Raw genomic sequence first — 16583 nt, 5'->3', positions numbered from 1 at the left:
GAAGTTAATGCACGTGGCTCCGCCCGCACCCTCACCCCAACCCCCGCTCCGCGCCCCGGCCCGCGCTGGCGGCGCAGGCGCTCCAAGGCACGCGCGCCAGTGGCGCGCAAACCGCGCCTTCTCGCCCCGGAGTGAGAGGGGCTTTGATCGAACGACCCTGGATTTTTGCGAATGATTCTGGACTTTAGATGACCACTACCCCCTTCCCGCTCGAACCCACCGCCATCGAAGCACAGGCCACCATCGCCGAGGAATTTTCCTTCTTCAGCGACTGGTCCGAGCGCTACCAGTACCTGATCGACCTGGGCCGCAAGCTGCCCACCTTCCCGGAACAGTGGAAGACCGAAGAACACCGCCTGCATGGCTGCCAGTCGATGGTGTGGATCGTGCCGGAGGGCAACGCCGAGCGGCTGGACTTCCACGCCGTCAGCGATTCGGCGATCGTCTCCGGGCTGATCTATCTCGCCTTGCGCGTGTACTCGGGGCGTAGCGCGCAGGAGATCATGGCCACCGAGCCGGACTACATCGCCGGCATCGGCCTGGCCAAGCACCTGTCGCCGACCCGCAGCAACGGTGTGGCGGCGATGCTGGCCTTCATTCGCGACACCGCCCGCGCTCAGCAGTGAGCACGCCCACGCCTCCCTCGCCCGCCGCCTCGCTGCGCACGCTGTTCGCCTACCCCGGCTTCGGTCTGGTGCTGCTGTATCGCGTAGCGGCAATGCTGTCGTACCAGATCGTCGCGGTCACGGTCGGTTGGCATATCTACGAGATCACCCGCAATCCGCTCTCGCTCGGGCTGATCGGGCTGGCGGAGATCCTGCCGTTCTTCTGCATCGCGCCGTTTGCCGGTTATCTGGTCGATCACTTGCCGCGCCGCCGTCTGGGCATGGTCGCAGTGCTGGGTCTGGTCGCCACTGCGCTACTGCTGTTGGCGATCACGCATGGCTGGCTGCCGGTACAAGGCGTGTGGCCGATCTATGCGGCCATCGCACTGACCGGTGCAGCACGTTCGTTCCTGTCGCCGGTCTACAACGCCTTGTTCGCACGTGCGTTGCCACGCGAAGCCTTCGCGCGCGGCGCCAGCATCGGCAGCGTCACTTTTCAGGCCGGCATGGTCATCGGCCCGGCGCTGGGCGGCGTGCTGGTCGGCTGGGGCGGCAAGGGCCTGGCTTATGGCGTGGCCGCCGGCGTGGCGCTGGTGGCGATCCTGGCGCTGGCGCTGCTGCGAGTCAGCGAGCCGGTCAACGCAGGCCCGCGTGCGCCGATCTTCCGCAGCATCGCCGAAGGCGCGCAGTTCGTGCTGTCCAACCAGATCATGCTGGGCGCGATGGCGCTGGACATGTTCTCGGTGCTGCTGGGTGGCGCGGTGTCGATGCTGCCCGCCTTCATCCACGACATCCTGCACTACGGCCCGGAGGGCCTGGGCATCCTGCGTGGCGCACCGGCACTGGGCTCGATCGTGGTCGGCGTGTGGCTGGCGCGTCACCCGCTGCAGCGCAATGCCGGGCGCATCCTGATGCTGTCGGTGGCCGGTTTCGGTTTGTGCACGATCGCGTTCGGCCTGTCGCGGCATTTCTGGCTGTCGGCGGCCATCCTGCTGGTCTACGGCATGTGCGACGGCGTCTCGGTGGTGGTGCGTCAGACCATCCTGCAGCTGGCCACGCCCGATGCGATGCGCGGCCGGGTGTCGTCGATCAACGGCATCTTCATCGGCTCTTCCAACGAGCTGGGCGCGTTCTACGACGGGGTGATGGCGCGCCTGGTCGGCCTGGTGCCGGCGGTGGTGATCGGCGGCTGCGTGACCCTGGGCGTGGTCGCCACCACAGCGTGGAAGGCGCCGAAGCTACGCAAGCTGGATCTGCGCGATTTGCAGTGATGTGCGCAGTGGCGCGAGATGCCGGTAGCGAACGCAGCCGGCATCGCCGTTTCCTTGACGCATCAAAAACCCCGCATGGCGGGGTTTTTGTAGTCGACCAATGAGGCTTCGACGCTTGCTTAACGGTCAATCTTAACGATCAATCGCCCTGCTGCTTCTGCAGATGCTCCCAACGCTCTTGCGCGTCGATGGTGCGCTCAGCGGTCAGACGCGCTTCCAGGCGGTCCAGGCCGATCTCTTCGCCGGTGTCCACGCAATAGCCGTAGTCGCCATCTTCCAGACGCTTGAGCGTGCTGTCGATCTTGGAGATCAGCTTGCGTGCACGGTCGCGAGCACGCAGTTCCAGCGAGTTCTCGGTCTCGCGGGTGGCACGCTCGGCTTCGTCGCCGATATCGCGCACTTCTTCACGCAGGTTCTCGATGGTCTGCTTGGATTCCTCGACCATCTCGTTGCGCCACCGCTGCAGACGCTGACGGAAGTACTCCTGCTGCAGCTTGCTCATGTACTCCTCGTCCGCGGCAGGCTTGTAGCCCTGCGGCAGGATCGGGCGACCGGTGGTCTCGTCGATCTTGTAGTCGACCACCTTGTACTTGGTCTTGGGCGTCGGGCTGGACGACTTGGCAGTCACGGCCACGGCCACCTTACCGACCGGACGGGTCGCGGCGGGCTTGGCGGGGGCTTCGGTTTTGGTTGGTGTTTTTGCTGAAGATTTCGAAACGGGCACGGGATTCTTAACTGACGGGGTCGCAGGCTTTGCCGGCTTCGCAGGGACGGCCTTGGGGGCCGGTGCGGGCGCGGGCTTTTCAGCCTTGACCGGGACTGACTTGGCCGGAGTCGGCTTGGCAGCCGGCTTCGGTACGGACTTGGGCGCCACCGGCGTGGCGGCCGGTTTGGCGGCAGCCGGAGCTGCCTTGTTTGCCGCCGGCTTTGCAGCACTCTTGGCGGCCGGTTTTACAGGTTTGACAGCCGCGGGCTGGGGCACTGCGGCCTTGGAGGCCGGCGCCGGCTTGGCAGCGGCCTTGGTCACAGCTGCCTTCTTGGCGACAGATTGCTTGGTGGCCGGCGTCGCCTGCTTGGCAGCCGGTTTTGCAGCGGCAGGCGCCGCCGCTTTCTTCGCAACGGGTTTGGCGGACTTCTTGGCGGCCTCTACGGCCTTGTTTGCAGTTTTTTTAGCAGCCACGAAACGCTCATCCTTGGTTCCCCCGGGGCCCGGGAAAGCGGGCCTTTATAGCTTACCCCAAGGACCCCCGGCAACCACCCATTAGTCCAAGTGGCATATCATTGGCAAGTGATCTCACGCCTGCTCATCGCGCTGCTGCGCTTCTACAAAATATTCATTAGCCCTCTGTTAGGGCCGCGCTGCCGGTTTGCGCCCAGTTGCTCGGAGTATGCAATGACCGCGATCGGCCGCTTCGGCCCGCTTCGCGGCTGCTGGCTGGCTGCGCGCCGGCTGGGCCGTTGCCATCCTTTCCATCCGGGCGGGTTCGATCCCGTCCCCGACGCGCCTACGTCCGCGTCTTCGCCCTCTTCCACTTCCTGCCGCTGCAAAGGACCCCACCCATGAGCCGAACCGTCATCGTCAATGCCCGCCTGGTCAATGAAGGCAAGGAGTTCGATGCCGATCTCCTGATCGAAGCTGGCCGCATCGCCAAGATCGCCGACAAGATCACTCCGGCTGCAGGCGATACGGTGGTGGACGCGGCCGGGCGCTGGGTGCTGCCGGGCATGATCGACGACCAGGTGCACTTCCGCGAGCCGGGGCTGACCCACAAGGGTGATATCGCCACCGAATCCGGTGCTGCCGTGGCCGGCGGCCTGACCAGCTTCATGGACATGCCCAATACTAATCCGCCGACCCTGGATGCGGCTGCGCTGCAGTCCAAGTACGACGCTGCGGCCGGGCGCGCATGGGCCAATTACGGCTTCTACATGGGCGCCAGCAACGACAATCTGGCCGCGATCCAGACGCTGGATCCCAAGACCGCGCCGGGCATCAAGGTGTTCATGGGCGCCTCAACCGGCAACATGCTGGTCGACAACCCCGAAACACTGGACGCGATCTTCCGCGACGCGCCGACGCCGATCATCACCCACTGCGAAGACACCCCGACCATCGATGCGACGCTGGCGCAGTTCAAGGAAAAGTACGGCGATGCATTGACTCCGGAGATGCATCCGGACATCCGCTCGCGTGAGGCGTGTCTGAAGTCCTCGCAGCTGGCGGTGTCGTTGGCGCGCAAGCACAACACGCGCCTGCACGTGCTGCATATCTCCACCGCCGACGAGCTGGCGCTGTTCGAAGCAGGCCCGCTGGTCGACGCCGACGGCAAAGTGCGCAAGCGCATCACCGCCGAGACCTGCATCCACTTTTTGCGCTTCGACCGCAGCGACTACGCGCGGCTAGGCAACCTGATCAAGTGCAACCCCGCGATCAAGGACGCCGACGACCGCCTGGCGCTGATCGAGGCGCTGGCCGAAGATGTCATCGACGTGCTCGCCACCGACCACGCCCCGCATACCTGGGAAGAGAAGCAGAAGCCCTACGCGCAGGCACCGTCGGGCCTGCCCTTGGTGCAGTACGCGCTGGTCGCCGCGCTGGAGCTGGTGCATGAAGGCAAGCTGCCGATCACCCGCATCGTGCAGAAGTTCGCGCATGCGCCGGCGCAGTTGTTCGATGTGGAAGAGCGCGGTTTTCTGCGCGAAGGCTATTTCGCCGACCTGGTGATGATCGACAACACCCCGTTCACCGTGAAGCGCGAGCAGGTGTTGTCCAAGTGCGGCTGGTCGCCGTTCGAAGGCACTACGTTCCGCTCGCGCATCGCCGCGACCTGGGTCAACGGCCAGCAGGTGTGGGATGGCGAACAGTTGGTCGGTAGCGCCGCCGGTCAGCGCCTGACCTTCGACCGCTGATGCGCGCAACCCTGTTTGGCGCCTGGCTTGCCCTGGCGCCGCTCGCATTTGCTGTTGGTGATGCCTCTGCGCAATCTGCGAGCGCTGCGGATGTGGTGTTTCCGCCAAGCGCCTCGCAAGGCGCGATGGTGATCGGCAAGGTGCCGGCGGGCAGCCAGGTGCAGTACGCCGGCCGTGCGCTGCGGGTGAGTGGCTATGGCAGCGTGGTGTTCGGTATCGGCCGCGATGCCACCGGCCCGTTACAGGTGCAGATCACCCGGCCCGATGGCGGCAAGGAGACTGCCAGCATCGCAGTGACGCCGCGCGATTGGCCGGTGGAACGCGTCAACGGCGTGCCGCCCAAGACCGTCAACCCGCCTGCGGCGATCGCCGAGCGGATCAAGCGCGAACAGGCGCAGGTGACCGCTGCACGCGATCGCGACGATGCGCGCACCGATTTCGCGCAGCCCTTCATCTGGCCGGTGCAGGGCCGCATCAGCGGGCGCTTCGGCAATGCACGTGTCTACAACGGCCAGCCCGGTACCGGTCATTCGGGCATGGATATCGCGGTACCCACCGGCACGCCGGTCAAGGCGCCGGCCGCCGGCGTGGTCACCTTCGCAGCGCCGGATCTGTATCTGACCGGTGGCACCGTGCTGCTGGACCATGGCTTCGGGGTGAGCTCCAACTTTCTGCACCTCTCACGCATCGACGTGAAAGTGGGCGATCGCGTGGAGCAGGGTCAGGTGATTGCCGCCGTGGGCGCCACCGGGCGCGCGACCGGGCCGCATCTGCATTGGGGGATGAATTGGTTCGATGTGCGCATCGATCCGTTGCTGGTGCTTGAGCGCAACAAATAGAGCCGTTGGGTAGCGAAATGAAACAGCGGGCACCGGTTGCGTCAGCGTGGCGGCCTGTTCTCTGTGGCCTACCCGCTGTGCCTGTGTTGGACGCGGGGCTTTGGGGTATAACCGGGACGACCGTCGATCTTCGATCCTCGCCACTTTCTTAGCGGACGATCGAGCCAGACGGTTGGTCCACCGCTGCGGCGTCGGACGTGCTTCATCTCCCCTCCCCCGACCGCAGGAGATGTGCGACATGCGCAACGAGCAACTCAAACCCACACTGGGCACCTGGCAACTGTGGGGGATCGCCGTGGGACTGGTGATTTCCGGCGAGTATTTCGGTTGGAGCTACGGCTGGGGCACCGCCGGTACCCTGGGATTTCTGGTGACCACCGTGCTGGTGGCGGTGATGTACACCTGCTTCATCTTCAGCTTCACCGAGCTGACCACGGCCATCCCGAACGCCGGTGGGCCGTTCGCCTACAGCCTGCGCGCGTTCGGCACCTATGGCGGCATGTTGGCGGGCCTGGCCACGCTGATCGAATTCGTGTTCGCACCGCCGGCCATTGCGATGGCGATCGGCGCCTATCTCAACGTGCAGTTTCCGACCCTGGACCCACGTATTGCCGCAATCGGGGCGTATGTGATCTTCATGAGCTTGAACATCGTCGGCGTGGCGATCGCCGCCACCTTCGAGTTGGTGGTGACCTTGCTGGCGGTGATCGAACTGCTGGTGTTCATGGGTGTGGTGGCGCCGGGTTTCAGCGTCGCGCGCTTTGCCGCCAACGGTTGGGCCGGCAGCAACGATTTCGGCCCGGCGGCGATCTCCGGCATCTTCGCTGCGATTCCCTTTGCGATCTGGTTCTTTCTGGCGATCGAGGGCGCGGCGATGGCGGCCGAAGAAGCCAAGGATCCCAAGCGCACGATCCCGCGCGCCTACATCGCCGGCATCCTCACGCTGGTGGTGCTGGCGTTGGGAACGATGGTGTTTGCCGGCGGCGTCGGCGATTGGCGCCAGCTGTCCAACATCAACGACCCGTTGCCGCAGGCAATGAAAGCGGTAGTCGGCAATAGCTCGACCTGGCTGCACATGCTGGTGTGGATCGGTTTGTTCGGTCTGGTGGCCAGTTTTCACGGCATCATCCTGGGCTATTCGCGGCAGTTCTTCGCATTGGCGCGTGCGGGTTTTTTGCCGCACGGGCTGGCCAAACTGTCGCGCTTTCGCACGCCGCATCGCGCGATTCTTGCCGGCGGCGCGATCGGTATCGCGGCGATCTGCAGCGATGGCGTGGTCAAGATCCAGGGCATGTCGCTGAGCGCGGCGATGATCACCATGTCGGTGTTCGGCGCGATCGTGATGTATGTGATGAGCATGCTCAGCCTGTTCAAACTGCGCCGCGCAGAGCCATTGCTTGAGCGCAGTTTTCGCGCACCGGGTTATCCGGTAGTGCCGGCGATTGCGCTGCTGCTGGCGCTGGTGTGCCTGGTGGCGATGGTGTGGTTCAACCCGATCGTGGCGCTGATCTTTGTAGGCCTGCTGCTGTTTGGTGCGGTGTGTTGCGTACTGAGCTTGCGCGGCCAACACACGCCTGCGAGCACTGTCAGATGAGTGGGTTCGCCTTCACCGCAGGCGGCGAGCGCTTCCAGTTTGCCGATCTCAAGACGTTGCTGGCCAAGGCCACGCCGGCACGCTCGGGCGATCAACTGGCCGGGTTGGCCGCCGACTCCGGTCTGCAGCGCGTCGCTGCGCAGATGGCGCTGGCGGACCTGCCGCTGCGCCATTTTCTGGATGAAGCGGTGGTGCCGTACGAAACGGATGAAGTCACACGCTTGATCGTCGACCAACACGATGCGACCGCGTTCGCCTCGGTCGCGCATCTCACCGTCGGCGGCTTTCGCGATTGGCTGTTGAGTGCGCAGGCCGACGAAGCCGCACTCACCGCACTGGCGCCCGGACTGACACCGGAGATGGTGGCGGCGGTGTCCAAGCTGATGCGGGTGCAGGACCTGATTCTGGTCGCGCAGAAAACGCGCGTGGTCACGCGCTTTCGCAACACGCTGGGCTTGCGTGGGCGGCTGTCAACGCGGCTGCAACCCAACCACCCCACCGACGATGCCACCGGCATTGCCGCCAGCGTGCTCGACGGTTTGTTGTACGGCAACGGCGATGCGGTGATCGGCATCAACCCGGCCAGCGACAGCCTGGCCGCCACCACCGCGTTGTTGCGCATGCTCGATGCGGTGATCACCGGCTACCAGATTCCCACGCAGTCCTGCGTGCTGGCGCACATCACCACCACCATCGAGGCGATCGGACGCGGCGTGCCGGTGGATCTGGTGTTCCAGTCCATCGCCGGCACGGAAGCGGCCAATACCAGCTTCGGCATCAATCTGGCCCTGCTGCAGGAGGGTTATGAGGCGGGTCTGTCGTTGCGCCGTGGCAATGTCGGCGACAACGTGATGTATTTCGAGACCGGCCAGGGCAGCGCGTTGTCGGCCAATGCGCACCATGGCGTCGATCAGCAGACCTGCGAGGTGCGCGCGTATGCAGTGGCGCGGCAGTTCAAACCATTGCTGGTGAACACCGTGGTGGGCTTTATCGGCCCGGAATATCTCTACGATGGCAAGCAAATCATCCGCGCCGGGCTGGAGGATCATTTCTGCGGCAAGTTGCTCGGCGTGCCGATGGGCTGCGACATCTGCTACACCAACCATGCCGAAGCCGATCAGGACGACATGGATGTGCTGCTGACCCTGCTCGGCACCGCAGGCATCAACTTCATCATGGGCATTCCCGGCTCCGACGATGTGATGCTCAACTACCAGACCACCTCGTTTCACGATGCGCTGTATGCGCGCCAGGCACTGGGCCTGCGTGCTGCGCCCGAGTTCGAACAGTGGCTGGAACAGCAAGGCATTTTGCGCCTGCGCGATGGCCGCTTCGAGCTCGGTAGCGAGGTGCCGGCACCGTTCCGGCGTGCGCTGGCGCAATTGAACAGCGGCGCCGCGTAATGAGCAGCACTACACCACTACCACCGCGTGATGCCTGGGCGCAGCTGCGTCACCTCACGCCGGCACGGATCGCGCTGGGGCGCGTCGGCACCAGCCTGCCGACAGCTGCGCATCTGGATTTCCAGCTGGCGCATGCGCAGGCACGCGATGCGGTGCATCTGGCATTCGATCCAGCGCCGCTGCAGGCCGCGCTGGAACAGCGCGGGCGTATCAGCATGCTGCTGCACAGCGCGGCGGCGGATCGGCATGTGTATCTGCAACGCCCGGATCTGGGCCGGCGCCTGGCCGCCGACGCCGCCACGCAACTGCGTGGTCTGACCGCCGTGCATGGCGGTGGACATGACGTGGCGGTCGTGGTCGCGGACGGGCTCTCGGCGCTGGCCGTACACCGCAATGCCCCGCAGATGCTGGAACATATCGATCGCTTGGCCGCACACGAGGGCTGGTCGCTGGCACCGGTGGTGCTGATCGCGCAAGGGCGTGTGGCCATCGGCGACGAGGTCGGCGAATTGCTCAAGGCCCGTGCAGTGATCGTGCTGATCGGCGAGCGGCCGGGACTGAGTTCGCCCGACAGCCTGGGCCTGTATCTGACTTACACCCCACGGCTCGGCCTGACCGACGCCGCGCGCAATTGCATCTCCAACATCCGCGCCGAAGGGCTGAGTTACGCCGAAGCCACGTACAAACTTGCGTACCTGTTACGCGAGGCGTTTCGACGCAAGCTATCCGGCGTGCAACTCAAGGACGAAGCCGAGCAACCGGCACTGCCATCGGCTGGCCCGCCAGATGCCGCACCGCGTACGTTTTTGCTACCGGATGGTCTATCACCGGACGTTGCTGGCAGCTAAGCCAACTACCCACGCGATATGGCGGCGTGGCTACATCGATCTGTGCGCTTGAGTGCTTCCAAATGCGGTTGGCGGAATATGACTCTGCTCGTTATTCGCGCGCAGGTGCGTCTTCGCGCACGGCACGTTCGCTGACAACGCCGTTCTCGTAGACGGCCAGCGATCTGGGAAGCTCCTTGTCACCGCCCTCGAAATCAAAACGCAGATCGCGCTCCATCGCGAAGAAACGCGTGGTGGATTGCGGATAGAGCGTAGCGACAAAACTGCCGGCCGTGAGTGTCAGATGGTCGCCTGCGACCGCGACCTGGATGATGCCGATGCGAGGCGAGCGATAGAGCCCCGCGTAACGCTCCAGCAGTTCAGGCGGAAGCGTGGTCGTTCTTGATGGCGGCGTGTAAGGCACGGGCCCGTGCGCATAACTGAGCACGCGATGCATGCGCCAGCGCCCGTCGGCAACTTTCCAGACCGTGGTGAAGTCGGCTTGCCCATCCAATCGCTCTGCTTTCTGACGTTCCTGCACGTAGAAGCGGTGACGGCCCGACAGCAGCGCGTAACCGCCCTTAAGCGGATGGAACTCGATACTGTCGCTCAGCGCCTCGCGTCGAAGCCGCAAGTTTTCATCGGCACAGGGTCCGTTGCGCAACGAATCGACCACCGCTTCGCGTGAGGTCGTGAGCCCGGTCTTGTCGTGATAGAACTCAACATCTGCAGTAAAAAGATCCGTAACGGCCCTCATATCGCAAGCGTTGTAGGCCTTCCAGAATGCCGCGTCGGCTTGTCGAATCTTGTCTTCGTCTTGTTGAACAGTCGCACCGAATGTATCGAACGCGACAAGAATCGATAGCACGATTGCCAGCTTGCCGAGTCTCATCATCCGATCCCACTGCTTGGAGTTCGACAATAAGAGATCGGCAAACAGCTGGCACGACCCGGAAGTCACTGTGCCGCATGGGCTGGTTTTAGCGACAAGTAGACTCGACCGCCGACAGACATTCAGGCGAAACACCAGACGGCTACAAATCCCTGCATCCTTCGCATCGAGCTACGACTTACTTGAGCGCCCCATCCTGCGGATTGCTTGCGGCATACGTACTGGTTCGCAACTCGTTGTCGTGCGGATGGCGCAGCGCGTCGCGCACTTCTTCAGGCAACTGATCGACATCCAGCATCACCTTGCCGGAATGCACATCGCGCACCACCGATGCAGGCAGGACGAAGTCACCCCCGTTTTCGATATTGATGACGAGCTCGGCACCGTCTTTGAGAATGTCGCGCACTGCGCCGACGCCGACTTCGCCATCGCGCAGAAACACCATCTGGCCAATCTCGATCTGTTGCATATCGCATCTCCTGGTAAGGCACTCAGCGCGTAGCTGCACTGTGCCGGCTGCCGCTCTGCGTGCGTTTCACTTCTACAACGACGACCCAGCATTTCAGCTGGGTCGTCGTATGCGCAAGCGACAGCACTTGAACCAACGGATCGACATGCAGACCTTCAAGGTCATGCATGCTTCCACAAAGACTCAGCGCAACGGAACGTCCGCCACCTTGTCCTGATAGTCCTTCTTCGGATCGACACCGAACAGCACCTTGATACCTGCAAGCAGGCTGGAACCGTTGAGCCAGATCTGTGCGTGGTCCGCGTCCAGGCGCAGCAGCGCCAATTTCGGGTCATCCTTGCCGCCCTCGTACCACGCAGCAACGTGCGGGTTCCATAAGCGATCGATCACTGCAGGGTCAGTGTCTTCGTGCAAGGCGCCACTGATGCTGGCGAACAGATCATGCCCCTTGCTGCTGAAGGCGCCGATGACGCGACGGCCCTGCCCCAGCATCGCGATCAGCGCATTGTCCTTGGAGGTAAAGAACCAGATCGGGCCGCCGCTGTCACCTTCGATTTGCGCGGTCATCGGGCGCGCGTGGCCGTCTTCGACGCCGTCCAGGCCCAGCATCACGGTGCGATCGGATTTGAGCGCCTTCCAGAACTTTTCCTGCAACTCTTTGGGATCTGTCATTTCGATTCCTGACAAGCGCATCTCTACGCGGGTGATTGAGTCTGTAAGCGCGAGCGACCACAGCATGTGACGACGCGCACCGTTGTCTGCACACAACAGCAACGTGCAGTACGCAATAAGACTGCGCACGTGTATCGCAGCACAGCACACGTGGCCCGTTTGCGACGCAATCTTGCCGAAAACCGTGATGCCGCCGATGGTCCTGGACATTGCACCTGGTAGCGAAGCCGGAACAAACGGACACGGCAGTACCATCTCCTCGCCGCTCGCGTGGTGACAACACAGAGGACTCAACCATGGCGATCGACACCTGCCTTCCTATGTCGCGCCATGGCTTCCCCATCCCGCGCGCAAGGTTCAGCGTCCGAAGCGTATCGACCTATCCACCGTGCCCTGTCCATGGAGAGCGCCACTCATGTCTGCACTGCCTATCCGCACGAGCTGCATCGCTGCCGCACTGCTGAGTCTTGTCAGCATCGATGCGACTGCCTTGACCGGCACCGCCAGCCGGCCACAACTCACCAGCAGCGAAGCGAGCACCTACACGATTGCCAAGGCGCTGGCGAAGGCCGGGCCGCTCAACGCACTGGTGACCGACAACTGGAATCCCACTGCGGGCGTTGCATTGCTCAGCGCGGATTACGCGGTCGCAGCCGACGGCTCCACGCGCTATCGCACCGTGCAAGCGGCGATCGATGCAGCCGTGGCCGCAGGCGGCACCACGCGTCGTTACATCAGCATCAAGGCAGGTACCTATACCGAGTTGGTCTGCGTGCCGACGGGCGCACCGCCGCTGACCGTGTTCGGCTTGGGCACGAACACCGCAGACACCGTTATCCGCTTCAACAACGCCAATCCCACGCCCAAGCCGGCGGGCACCGCAAGCCACGCCTGTGCCAGCAATGCATCGGCAACCACGGTGGGAACGTCCAATAGCGCAACGCTGACCATACGCGCCGCCGGCTTTCAGGCACGCCATCTGCGCGTGGACAACAACTATGTCGAAGGCACCTACACCAACAACAACCAGGCAGCAGTGGCGCTGGCAGTACGTGGCGACAAAGCCAGCTTCGAAGATGTGCTTGTGACCGGCAATCAGGACACCTTGTTGATCAGCGCCACCAACGCGGCCAACCTGATCCGTGCCTATTTCAAGAACAGCACGATCGATGGCGATGTCGATTTCATCTTCGGCTCTGGCGTAGGCGTGTTCGATCACGCCACCATCCGCTCCACCGGCGCGCGGCTTGGCACCAGCCGCGGCGGCTACATCTTTGCGCCCAGCACGCGCCCCGGCAGCAGCTACGGCTTTCTGGCGATCGACAGCAACTTCGTCGCCATTTCCGGCTCACCCGACAACAACACCTATCTGGGGCGCGCCTGGGATGAGGGCATCAGCGATCTGAGTGCCTATGTCGATGGCACCTCGCCCAACGGTCAAGTCACGGTGCGCAATTCCAACCTGGGCAGCCATCTCCGCAAGACCGCACCGTGGAATGCGTCCACCGCGAGCCGTCCGTATTGCAGCAGCAATTGCGCCAATTCGCCGAACCGTTTTTACGAATACAGCAATAGCGGTGCCGGCAGCGCAGACTGACTCTTCACGTCAACACGCGGTTCAACGCCGCCATCATCGCCTGTCGGCACTCGGTGTTGTAGAGCGGCTGATCTGCTGATTCGCTGGAGGGTCCTTGCCCGCTCGCCATCGCGGGACACGCCGCAAGTACGTCCGTGTGGGCTCTTCTGCGGCATCCATGCCGCAGAAGAGCCCGCGATGGCGGCCGGGCAAGGACTGGTGGAAATGGTCGGTGTGCTTGGTTGCGCGCAGTGCGTGCTGTGCGGTTGCCGAGCACAGCCTCCACATTGCATGGCATGCGCAACGCATGTCTTGCACCAGGCCGTGCGCGGAGCATTGCACTGCACCGATTGCGACAACGCCTGCGTTGCCTTCGGCGATGCGGCGCTGAATTCGCCCATCCGACATCGCGCGCTGGCATGAGAGGCTACGCTTGGTCGTCGATCGCTCCCGATCACGCTGTGTAGCGATCGATACTTCGGGCCCGCCAACGGCGCGTGTTTGCAATCGCTGTCATGCGAATGCAACAGACCGGCGACGCGCCTGTGACTGATCGACGGCGTTTTTCGCATTCCACTCTCGGAGTCATTCCATGCAGTCTCATTCCCCCTTTCCAGCGCTTGCGCCGTTGACGCTCGCGCTACTCGGTCTGGTGACATACGAAGCCAGCGCCGCACGGCCGCACACGCCAGACGTGGCCGATACCGCGCACAGCATCTCCACCAGTTGGGGATTGATCCAGCAGCCCACGCTACCGACGCAGGTCTGCGCCACGCTCAAGGCCGCGCTGGTGCCGGTTGCCGGTTCGCTGGATACGCTCGACAACGATCCGGCGCAATCCAAGCGCGATACCGCGCGTGTGCAGGCGGCCATCGATGACTGCCCCGCCGGCAGCGCAGTGCGTCTGGTCACCGGCGACGCCGGCGAATCTGGCGTATTGAGCGGCCCGTTGACGATCAAGAGCGGGGTCACGCTGTGGATCGACCGCGGCGTCACCTTGTTCGGCTCGCGCAATCCGCGCGACTACGACAATGGCCTGGGCACCTGCGGCACCGCCACCAGCGACAAGGCCAAATCCTGCAACCCGCTGATTCATGTCGCCGATACCGCCAACAGCGCGATTGTGGGTGCCGGCAAGATCGACGGCCGCGGCGGCAGCACGCTCACCGCCGGACCCAATGCCGGCACCGCCAGCTGGTGGGATCTGGCCTATCTCAACGTCACCAAGGGCCTGAGCCAGCACGTACCGCGCCTGCTGCAGATCGACGACAGCACCGACTTCACCCTGTACGACATCACGCTGGAAAACTCGCCCAACTTCCACGTCACCACCGATAACGTGGTCGGCTTGACGGCATGGGGCATCAAGATTCTCGCGCCCAGCCTGGTCTATTCGCGGCCGGGGTATCGCTGCCCGGCCGGCAGCACGCCGGACGTCAATCCGCATGCGACCTGCTTCACTCCAGAAACGGCCAAGAACACCGATGGCTTCGACCCTGGCCAGTCGAAGAAGGTATTGCTGGCCTACTCGTATATCGGCACCGGCGACGATGGCGTGGCGATCAAGGCGCATGCCAGCAGCAAGCGCAGCATCGCCTCGGAAAACATGCTGTTCGCCTACAACCAGTTCTATTACACGCACGGTTTTTCACTGGGCAGCGAAACCGATTCGGGCATGCGCCATATCGCCGTGCGCGGCCTGAGCATCGATGGCTTCAACAGCAACGACGTCCACACCGATCCGTATTCGGCTAACGGCCTGCGCATCAAATCCGATGGCAGCCGTGGCGGCCAGGTCTACGACATCAGCTTCGAAAACGTCTGCATGCGCGGCGTTGCCAGGCCGCTGGTATTCGATGCCAGCTACGCCAATGCAGCGGTGCGCAACAAGCTGCCCAATTTCAGCGGCATTGCGTTGACCAACGTGCACTCGCTCGGTTCCAAGGCGTTTGGCGGCGGTGAGCTGAGCTTCTACGGCTATCGCGATGCGACCACCACCTTGCCGATCACCCTGTCGCTGGACAACGTGGTGCTGGAAGGTGGCCCGATCTCGTTCGCAAAGCCACATTTCGGCGGGCCGGCCAGCAATCCGGGCGCGACGCACTTCACCTTCAAGGGCGGCCCGGTGAGCTTCTTCGATCAGCTGTCGGAATCGTTGCCCAACGATGTGCAACTGCAAGGCAAGCCTGGGCCTGGTACGCCACTGCAGTGCAGTGACGCGTTTATTGCTTACCACTCGGTATTGCCTGATTCGCCGATCTGAGTGTGCTCGAGGCCGCGCTGCGTGCACTGCCACCAACCATGCGCTGAAACTCGGATGGTCGAGGGGCGCGGTGACCTCGCCGCTCGCGGGACACGCCGCAAGTACGTCCATGTAGGCTCGGTGGCGGCATCCATGCCGCCACACGGTCCCGCAATCGGCGAGGACACCGCACCAGACACTTTGCTGTTCGCTTTGAGAAGAGCTAAGCACACCGACCATCTCGACTGGTCCTTGCCCGCCCACCGTCGCGGGACCTTACGCGGCATGGATGCCGCGTAAGAGCCTACATGGACGTACTTGCGGCGTGTCCCGCGATGGTGGGCGGGCAAGGGCCCTGCGGCCAAGCCTCAGATCATCCGCTTGACGAGTGATCTACCCACACCCTCTCATCGCTTCAAGACGAACGAGGTTTCGAGTCGTAGCGTAATTAGATGGGATAAGAAGCTTAGTCAGTCGAAGGCATTGCACCGGTTAACGTGGTGGTGGCTGATGGGAACCACAAAGCCGGCCACGCCCAACTGGCGATGAGCACAGTAGTTTTGTTAGTCGCTCTTAGTCCGCACCGCTGGCCGCACGCCAGCTATGCCAAAGCTGCTGCAGCGGCGGCGGATATGCCGCCTTCCCAGCGAGTTCGCGCTGCAAGCGCAAACGTGCCAGCCGCGACCACACCCGATGCGGCCGCGCCAACCCAGGCTTGCGCGGCCAGGCCTGCAGCAATTGCGCGCGCCATGCAGCTGTCGTCATGCTACTGGGCGTTGCGCTGTCGCCGGCCACACGCTGACGTGCGTCCAGCCATTGCACCGCCACCGCCGTGGCATCGCCAGGCTGGTTGCGCGTAAACATCACCGCCTCGACTGCAACCACGGCCTCGGCAAAGGCGCCCAAGCTGTCCAGCGCTTGCTGCAACGATTGCGGCGGCACGCGGGCGTCCTGCATCGCCGGCAAGGTGTCGGCCAATTGCGCCCATGGCGCACGCACCGGTTCCAGCACGCGCCCGAGCGGATGGCGCGAGCGCTGCTGCGCCCAATCGCGCAGCTCCTGCTGCCACCAGGCCAGCTTGGCATCGGCCGGCAACGGGTCGCCGGCGATATTCATGATGTCTTCCCATTCCTGCAGCAACGCAAACCAGGCGGTAGCCAGGGGGCGTTGCGGTTGCGGAACGAAAGGCTCGGCAACCGACCATTCCGGCCAGCGGGTGCGCCACTTGTCGAGAAAACTGTCGAGAGCGCTGGATTGGCTCATGGCGGGTCCAGAAAAAAACG

At 63.6% G+C, this 16583-nt stretch carries 16 protein-coding genes and 1 pseudogene; 11 read left to right on the top strand and 6 right to left on the bottom strand.

Annotated elements, in window-relative coordinates:
- Positions 1 to 188 precede the first annotated feature (188 nt).
- Both ABS769_RS01175 and ABS769_RS01170 read left to right on the top strand, forming a co-directional pair.
- Positions 189 to 626 (top strand): SufE family protein, encoded by a 438-nt coding sequence (locus tag ABS769_RS01175; RefSeq protein WP_006449428.1) that lies wholly within the window; start codon positions 189 to 191, stop codon positions 624 to 626.
- Entirely contained in the window at positions 623 to 1876 is a 1254-nt protein-coding gene (locus tag ABS769_RS01170; RefSeq protein ID WP_317061020.1) for an MFS transporter, read from the top strand. Before ABS769_RS01175 ends, ABS769_RS01170 begins: the two co-directional genes overlap by 4 nt.
- Positions 1877 to 2015: 139 nt before the next feature.
- Here ABS769_RS01170 and dksA read toward each other — a convergent pair whose 3' ends face one another.
- Complete coding sequence (gene dksA / locus ABS769_RS22690) at positions 2016 to 2504, bottom strand: RNA polymerase-binding protein DksA (protein ID WP_369910408.1); 489 nt, start codon at positions 2502 to 2504, stop codon at positions 2016 to 2018.
- On the opposite strand from dksA, the gene ABS769_RS22685 reads away from it, so the two are divergent.
- From ABS769_RS22685 to eutC, 7 genes are all read left to right on the top strand, one after another.
- Positions 2494 to 3141: a hypothetical protein gene (locus ABS769_RS22685; RefSeq protein WP_430544145.1), complete on the top strand. Its 648-nt coding sequence runs from the start codon at positions 2494 to 2496 to the stop codon at positions 3139 to 3141. The two genes, dksA and ABS769_RS22685, sit on opposite strands and share 11 nt — an antisense overlap.
- 5 nt (positions 3142 to 3146) lie before the next feature.
- On the top strand, positions 3147 to 3440 hold the full coding sequence (yidD, locus tag ABS769_RS01160; RefSeq protein ID WP_043889253.1) for a membrane protein insertion efficiency factor YidD: 294 nt from the start codon (positions 3147 to 3149) through the stop codon (positions 3438 to 3440).
- Positions 3437 to 4786 carry a dihydroorotase gene (locus ABS769_RS01155; protein ID WP_168957392.1) on the top strand — a complete coding sequence of 450 codons (1350 nt, stop codon included), beginning with the start codon at positions 3437 to 3439 and terminating at the stop codon, positions 4784 to 4786. Before yidD ends, ABS769_RS01155 begins: the two co-directional genes overlap by 4 nt.
- Positions 4786 to 5625, top strand: a complete 840-nt coding sequence (locus tag ABS769_RS01150) for a M23 family metallopeptidase (protein ID WP_317061022.1) — start codon at positions 4786 to 4788, stop codon at positions 5623 to 5625. The genes ABS769_RS01155 and ABS769_RS01150 overlap by 1 nt, the downstream gene beginning before the upstream one ends.
- Before the next feature lie 229 nt (positions 5626 to 5854).
- Positions 5855 to 7219, top strand: coding sequence for an ethanolamine permease (gene eat, locus ABS769_RS01145; protein ID WP_317061023.1), 1365 nt, complete (start codon positions 5855 to 5857; stop codon positions 7217 to 7219).
- Positions 7216 to 8622, top strand: coding sequence for an ethanolamine ammonia-lyase subunit EutB (locus ABS769_RS01140; protein WP_317061024.1), 1407 nt, complete (start codon positions 7216 to 7218; stop codon positions 8620 to 8622). Before eat ends, ABS769_RS01140 begins: the two co-directional genes overlap by 4 nt.
- The gene (gene eutC / locus ABS769_RS01135) at positions 8622 to 9470 is read left to right on the top strand and encodes an ethanolamine ammonia-lyase subunit EutC (protein WP_317061025.1); all 849 of its coding nucleotides are present in this window, start codon (positions 8622 to 8624) and stop codon (positions 9468 to 9470) included. Before ABS769_RS01140 ends, eutC begins: the two co-directional genes overlap by 1 nt.
- Positions 9471 to 9561: 91 nt before the next feature.
- Here eutC and ABS769_RS01130 read toward each other — a convergent pair whose 3' ends face one another.
- The 3 genes from ABS769_RS01130 to ABS769_RS01120 all read right to left on the bottom strand — a co-directional run bounded on the left by ABS769_RS01130 (position 9562) and on the right by ABS769_RS01120 (position 11482).
- On the bottom strand, positions 9562 to 10371 hold the full coding sequence (locus ABS769_RS01130) for a DUF4440 domain-containing protein (RefSeq protein WP_317061026.1): 810 nt from the start codon (positions 10369 to 10371) through the stop codon (positions 9562 to 9564).
- Positions 10372 to 10519: 148 nt separating this feature from the next.
- Positions 10520 to 10810, bottom strand: a complete 291-nt coding sequence (locus ABS769_RS01125; RefSeq protein WP_317061027.1) for a hypothetical protein — start codon at positions 10808 to 10810, stop codon at positions 10520 to 10522.
- A 183-nt stretch (positions 10811 to 10993) separates the two neighbouring features.
- Positions 10994 to 11482 carry a pyridoxamine 5'-phosphate oxidase family protein gene (locus ABS769_RS01120; RefSeq protein ID WP_043889254.1) on the bottom strand — a complete coding sequence of 163 codons (489 nt, stop codon included), beginning with the start codon at positions 11480 to 11482 and terminating at the stop codon, positions 10994 to 10996.
- A 457-nt stretch (positions 11483 to 11939) separates the two neighbouring features.
- Here ABS769_RS01120 and ABS769_RS01115 point away from each other — a divergent pair, with 457 nt between their 5' ends.
- Both ABS769_RS01115 and ABS769_RS01110 read left to right on the top strand, forming a co-directional pair.
- Entirely contained in the window at positions 11940 to 13079 is a 1140-nt protein-coding gene (locus tag ABS769_RS01115; protein WP_317061035.1) for a putative acyl-CoA thioester hydrolase, read from the top strand.
- 571 nt (positions 13080 to 13650) lie between these two features.
- Positions 13651 to 15321 carry a diffusible signal factor-reguated family 28 glycoside hydrolase gene (locus ABS769_RS01110; RefSeq protein ID WP_317061028.1) on the top strand — a complete coding sequence of 557 codons (1671 nt, stop codon included), beginning with the start codon at positions 13651 to 13653 and terminating at the stop codon, positions 15319 to 15321.
- 64 nt (positions 15322 to 15385) lie between these two features.
- Here ABS769_RS01110 and ABS769_RS01105 read toward each other — a convergent pair.
- Positions 15386 to 15576: pseudogene (locus ABS769_RS01105) on the bottom strand (hypothetical protein); the annotation flags it as partial.
- 297 nt (positions 15577 to 15873) lie between these two features.
- A complete protein-coding gene (locus tag ABS769_RS01100) occupies positions 15874 to 16563 on the bottom strand; it encodes a phytoene/squalene synthase family protein (protein WP_317062510.1) in 690 nt (229 codons plus the stop codon).
- Positions 16564 to 16583: the final 20 nt, after the last annotated feature.

The organism is Xanthomonas hortorum (assembly GCF_040279205.1).
Classification (GTDB): domain Bacteria; phylum Pseudomonadota; class Gammaproteobacteria; order Xanthomonadales; family Xanthomonadaceae; genus Xanthomonas; species Xanthomonas hortorum_F.
Note: the sequence above shows the minus strand (reverse complement) of the source record. Positions and strands in the feature narration are given on the sequence as shown.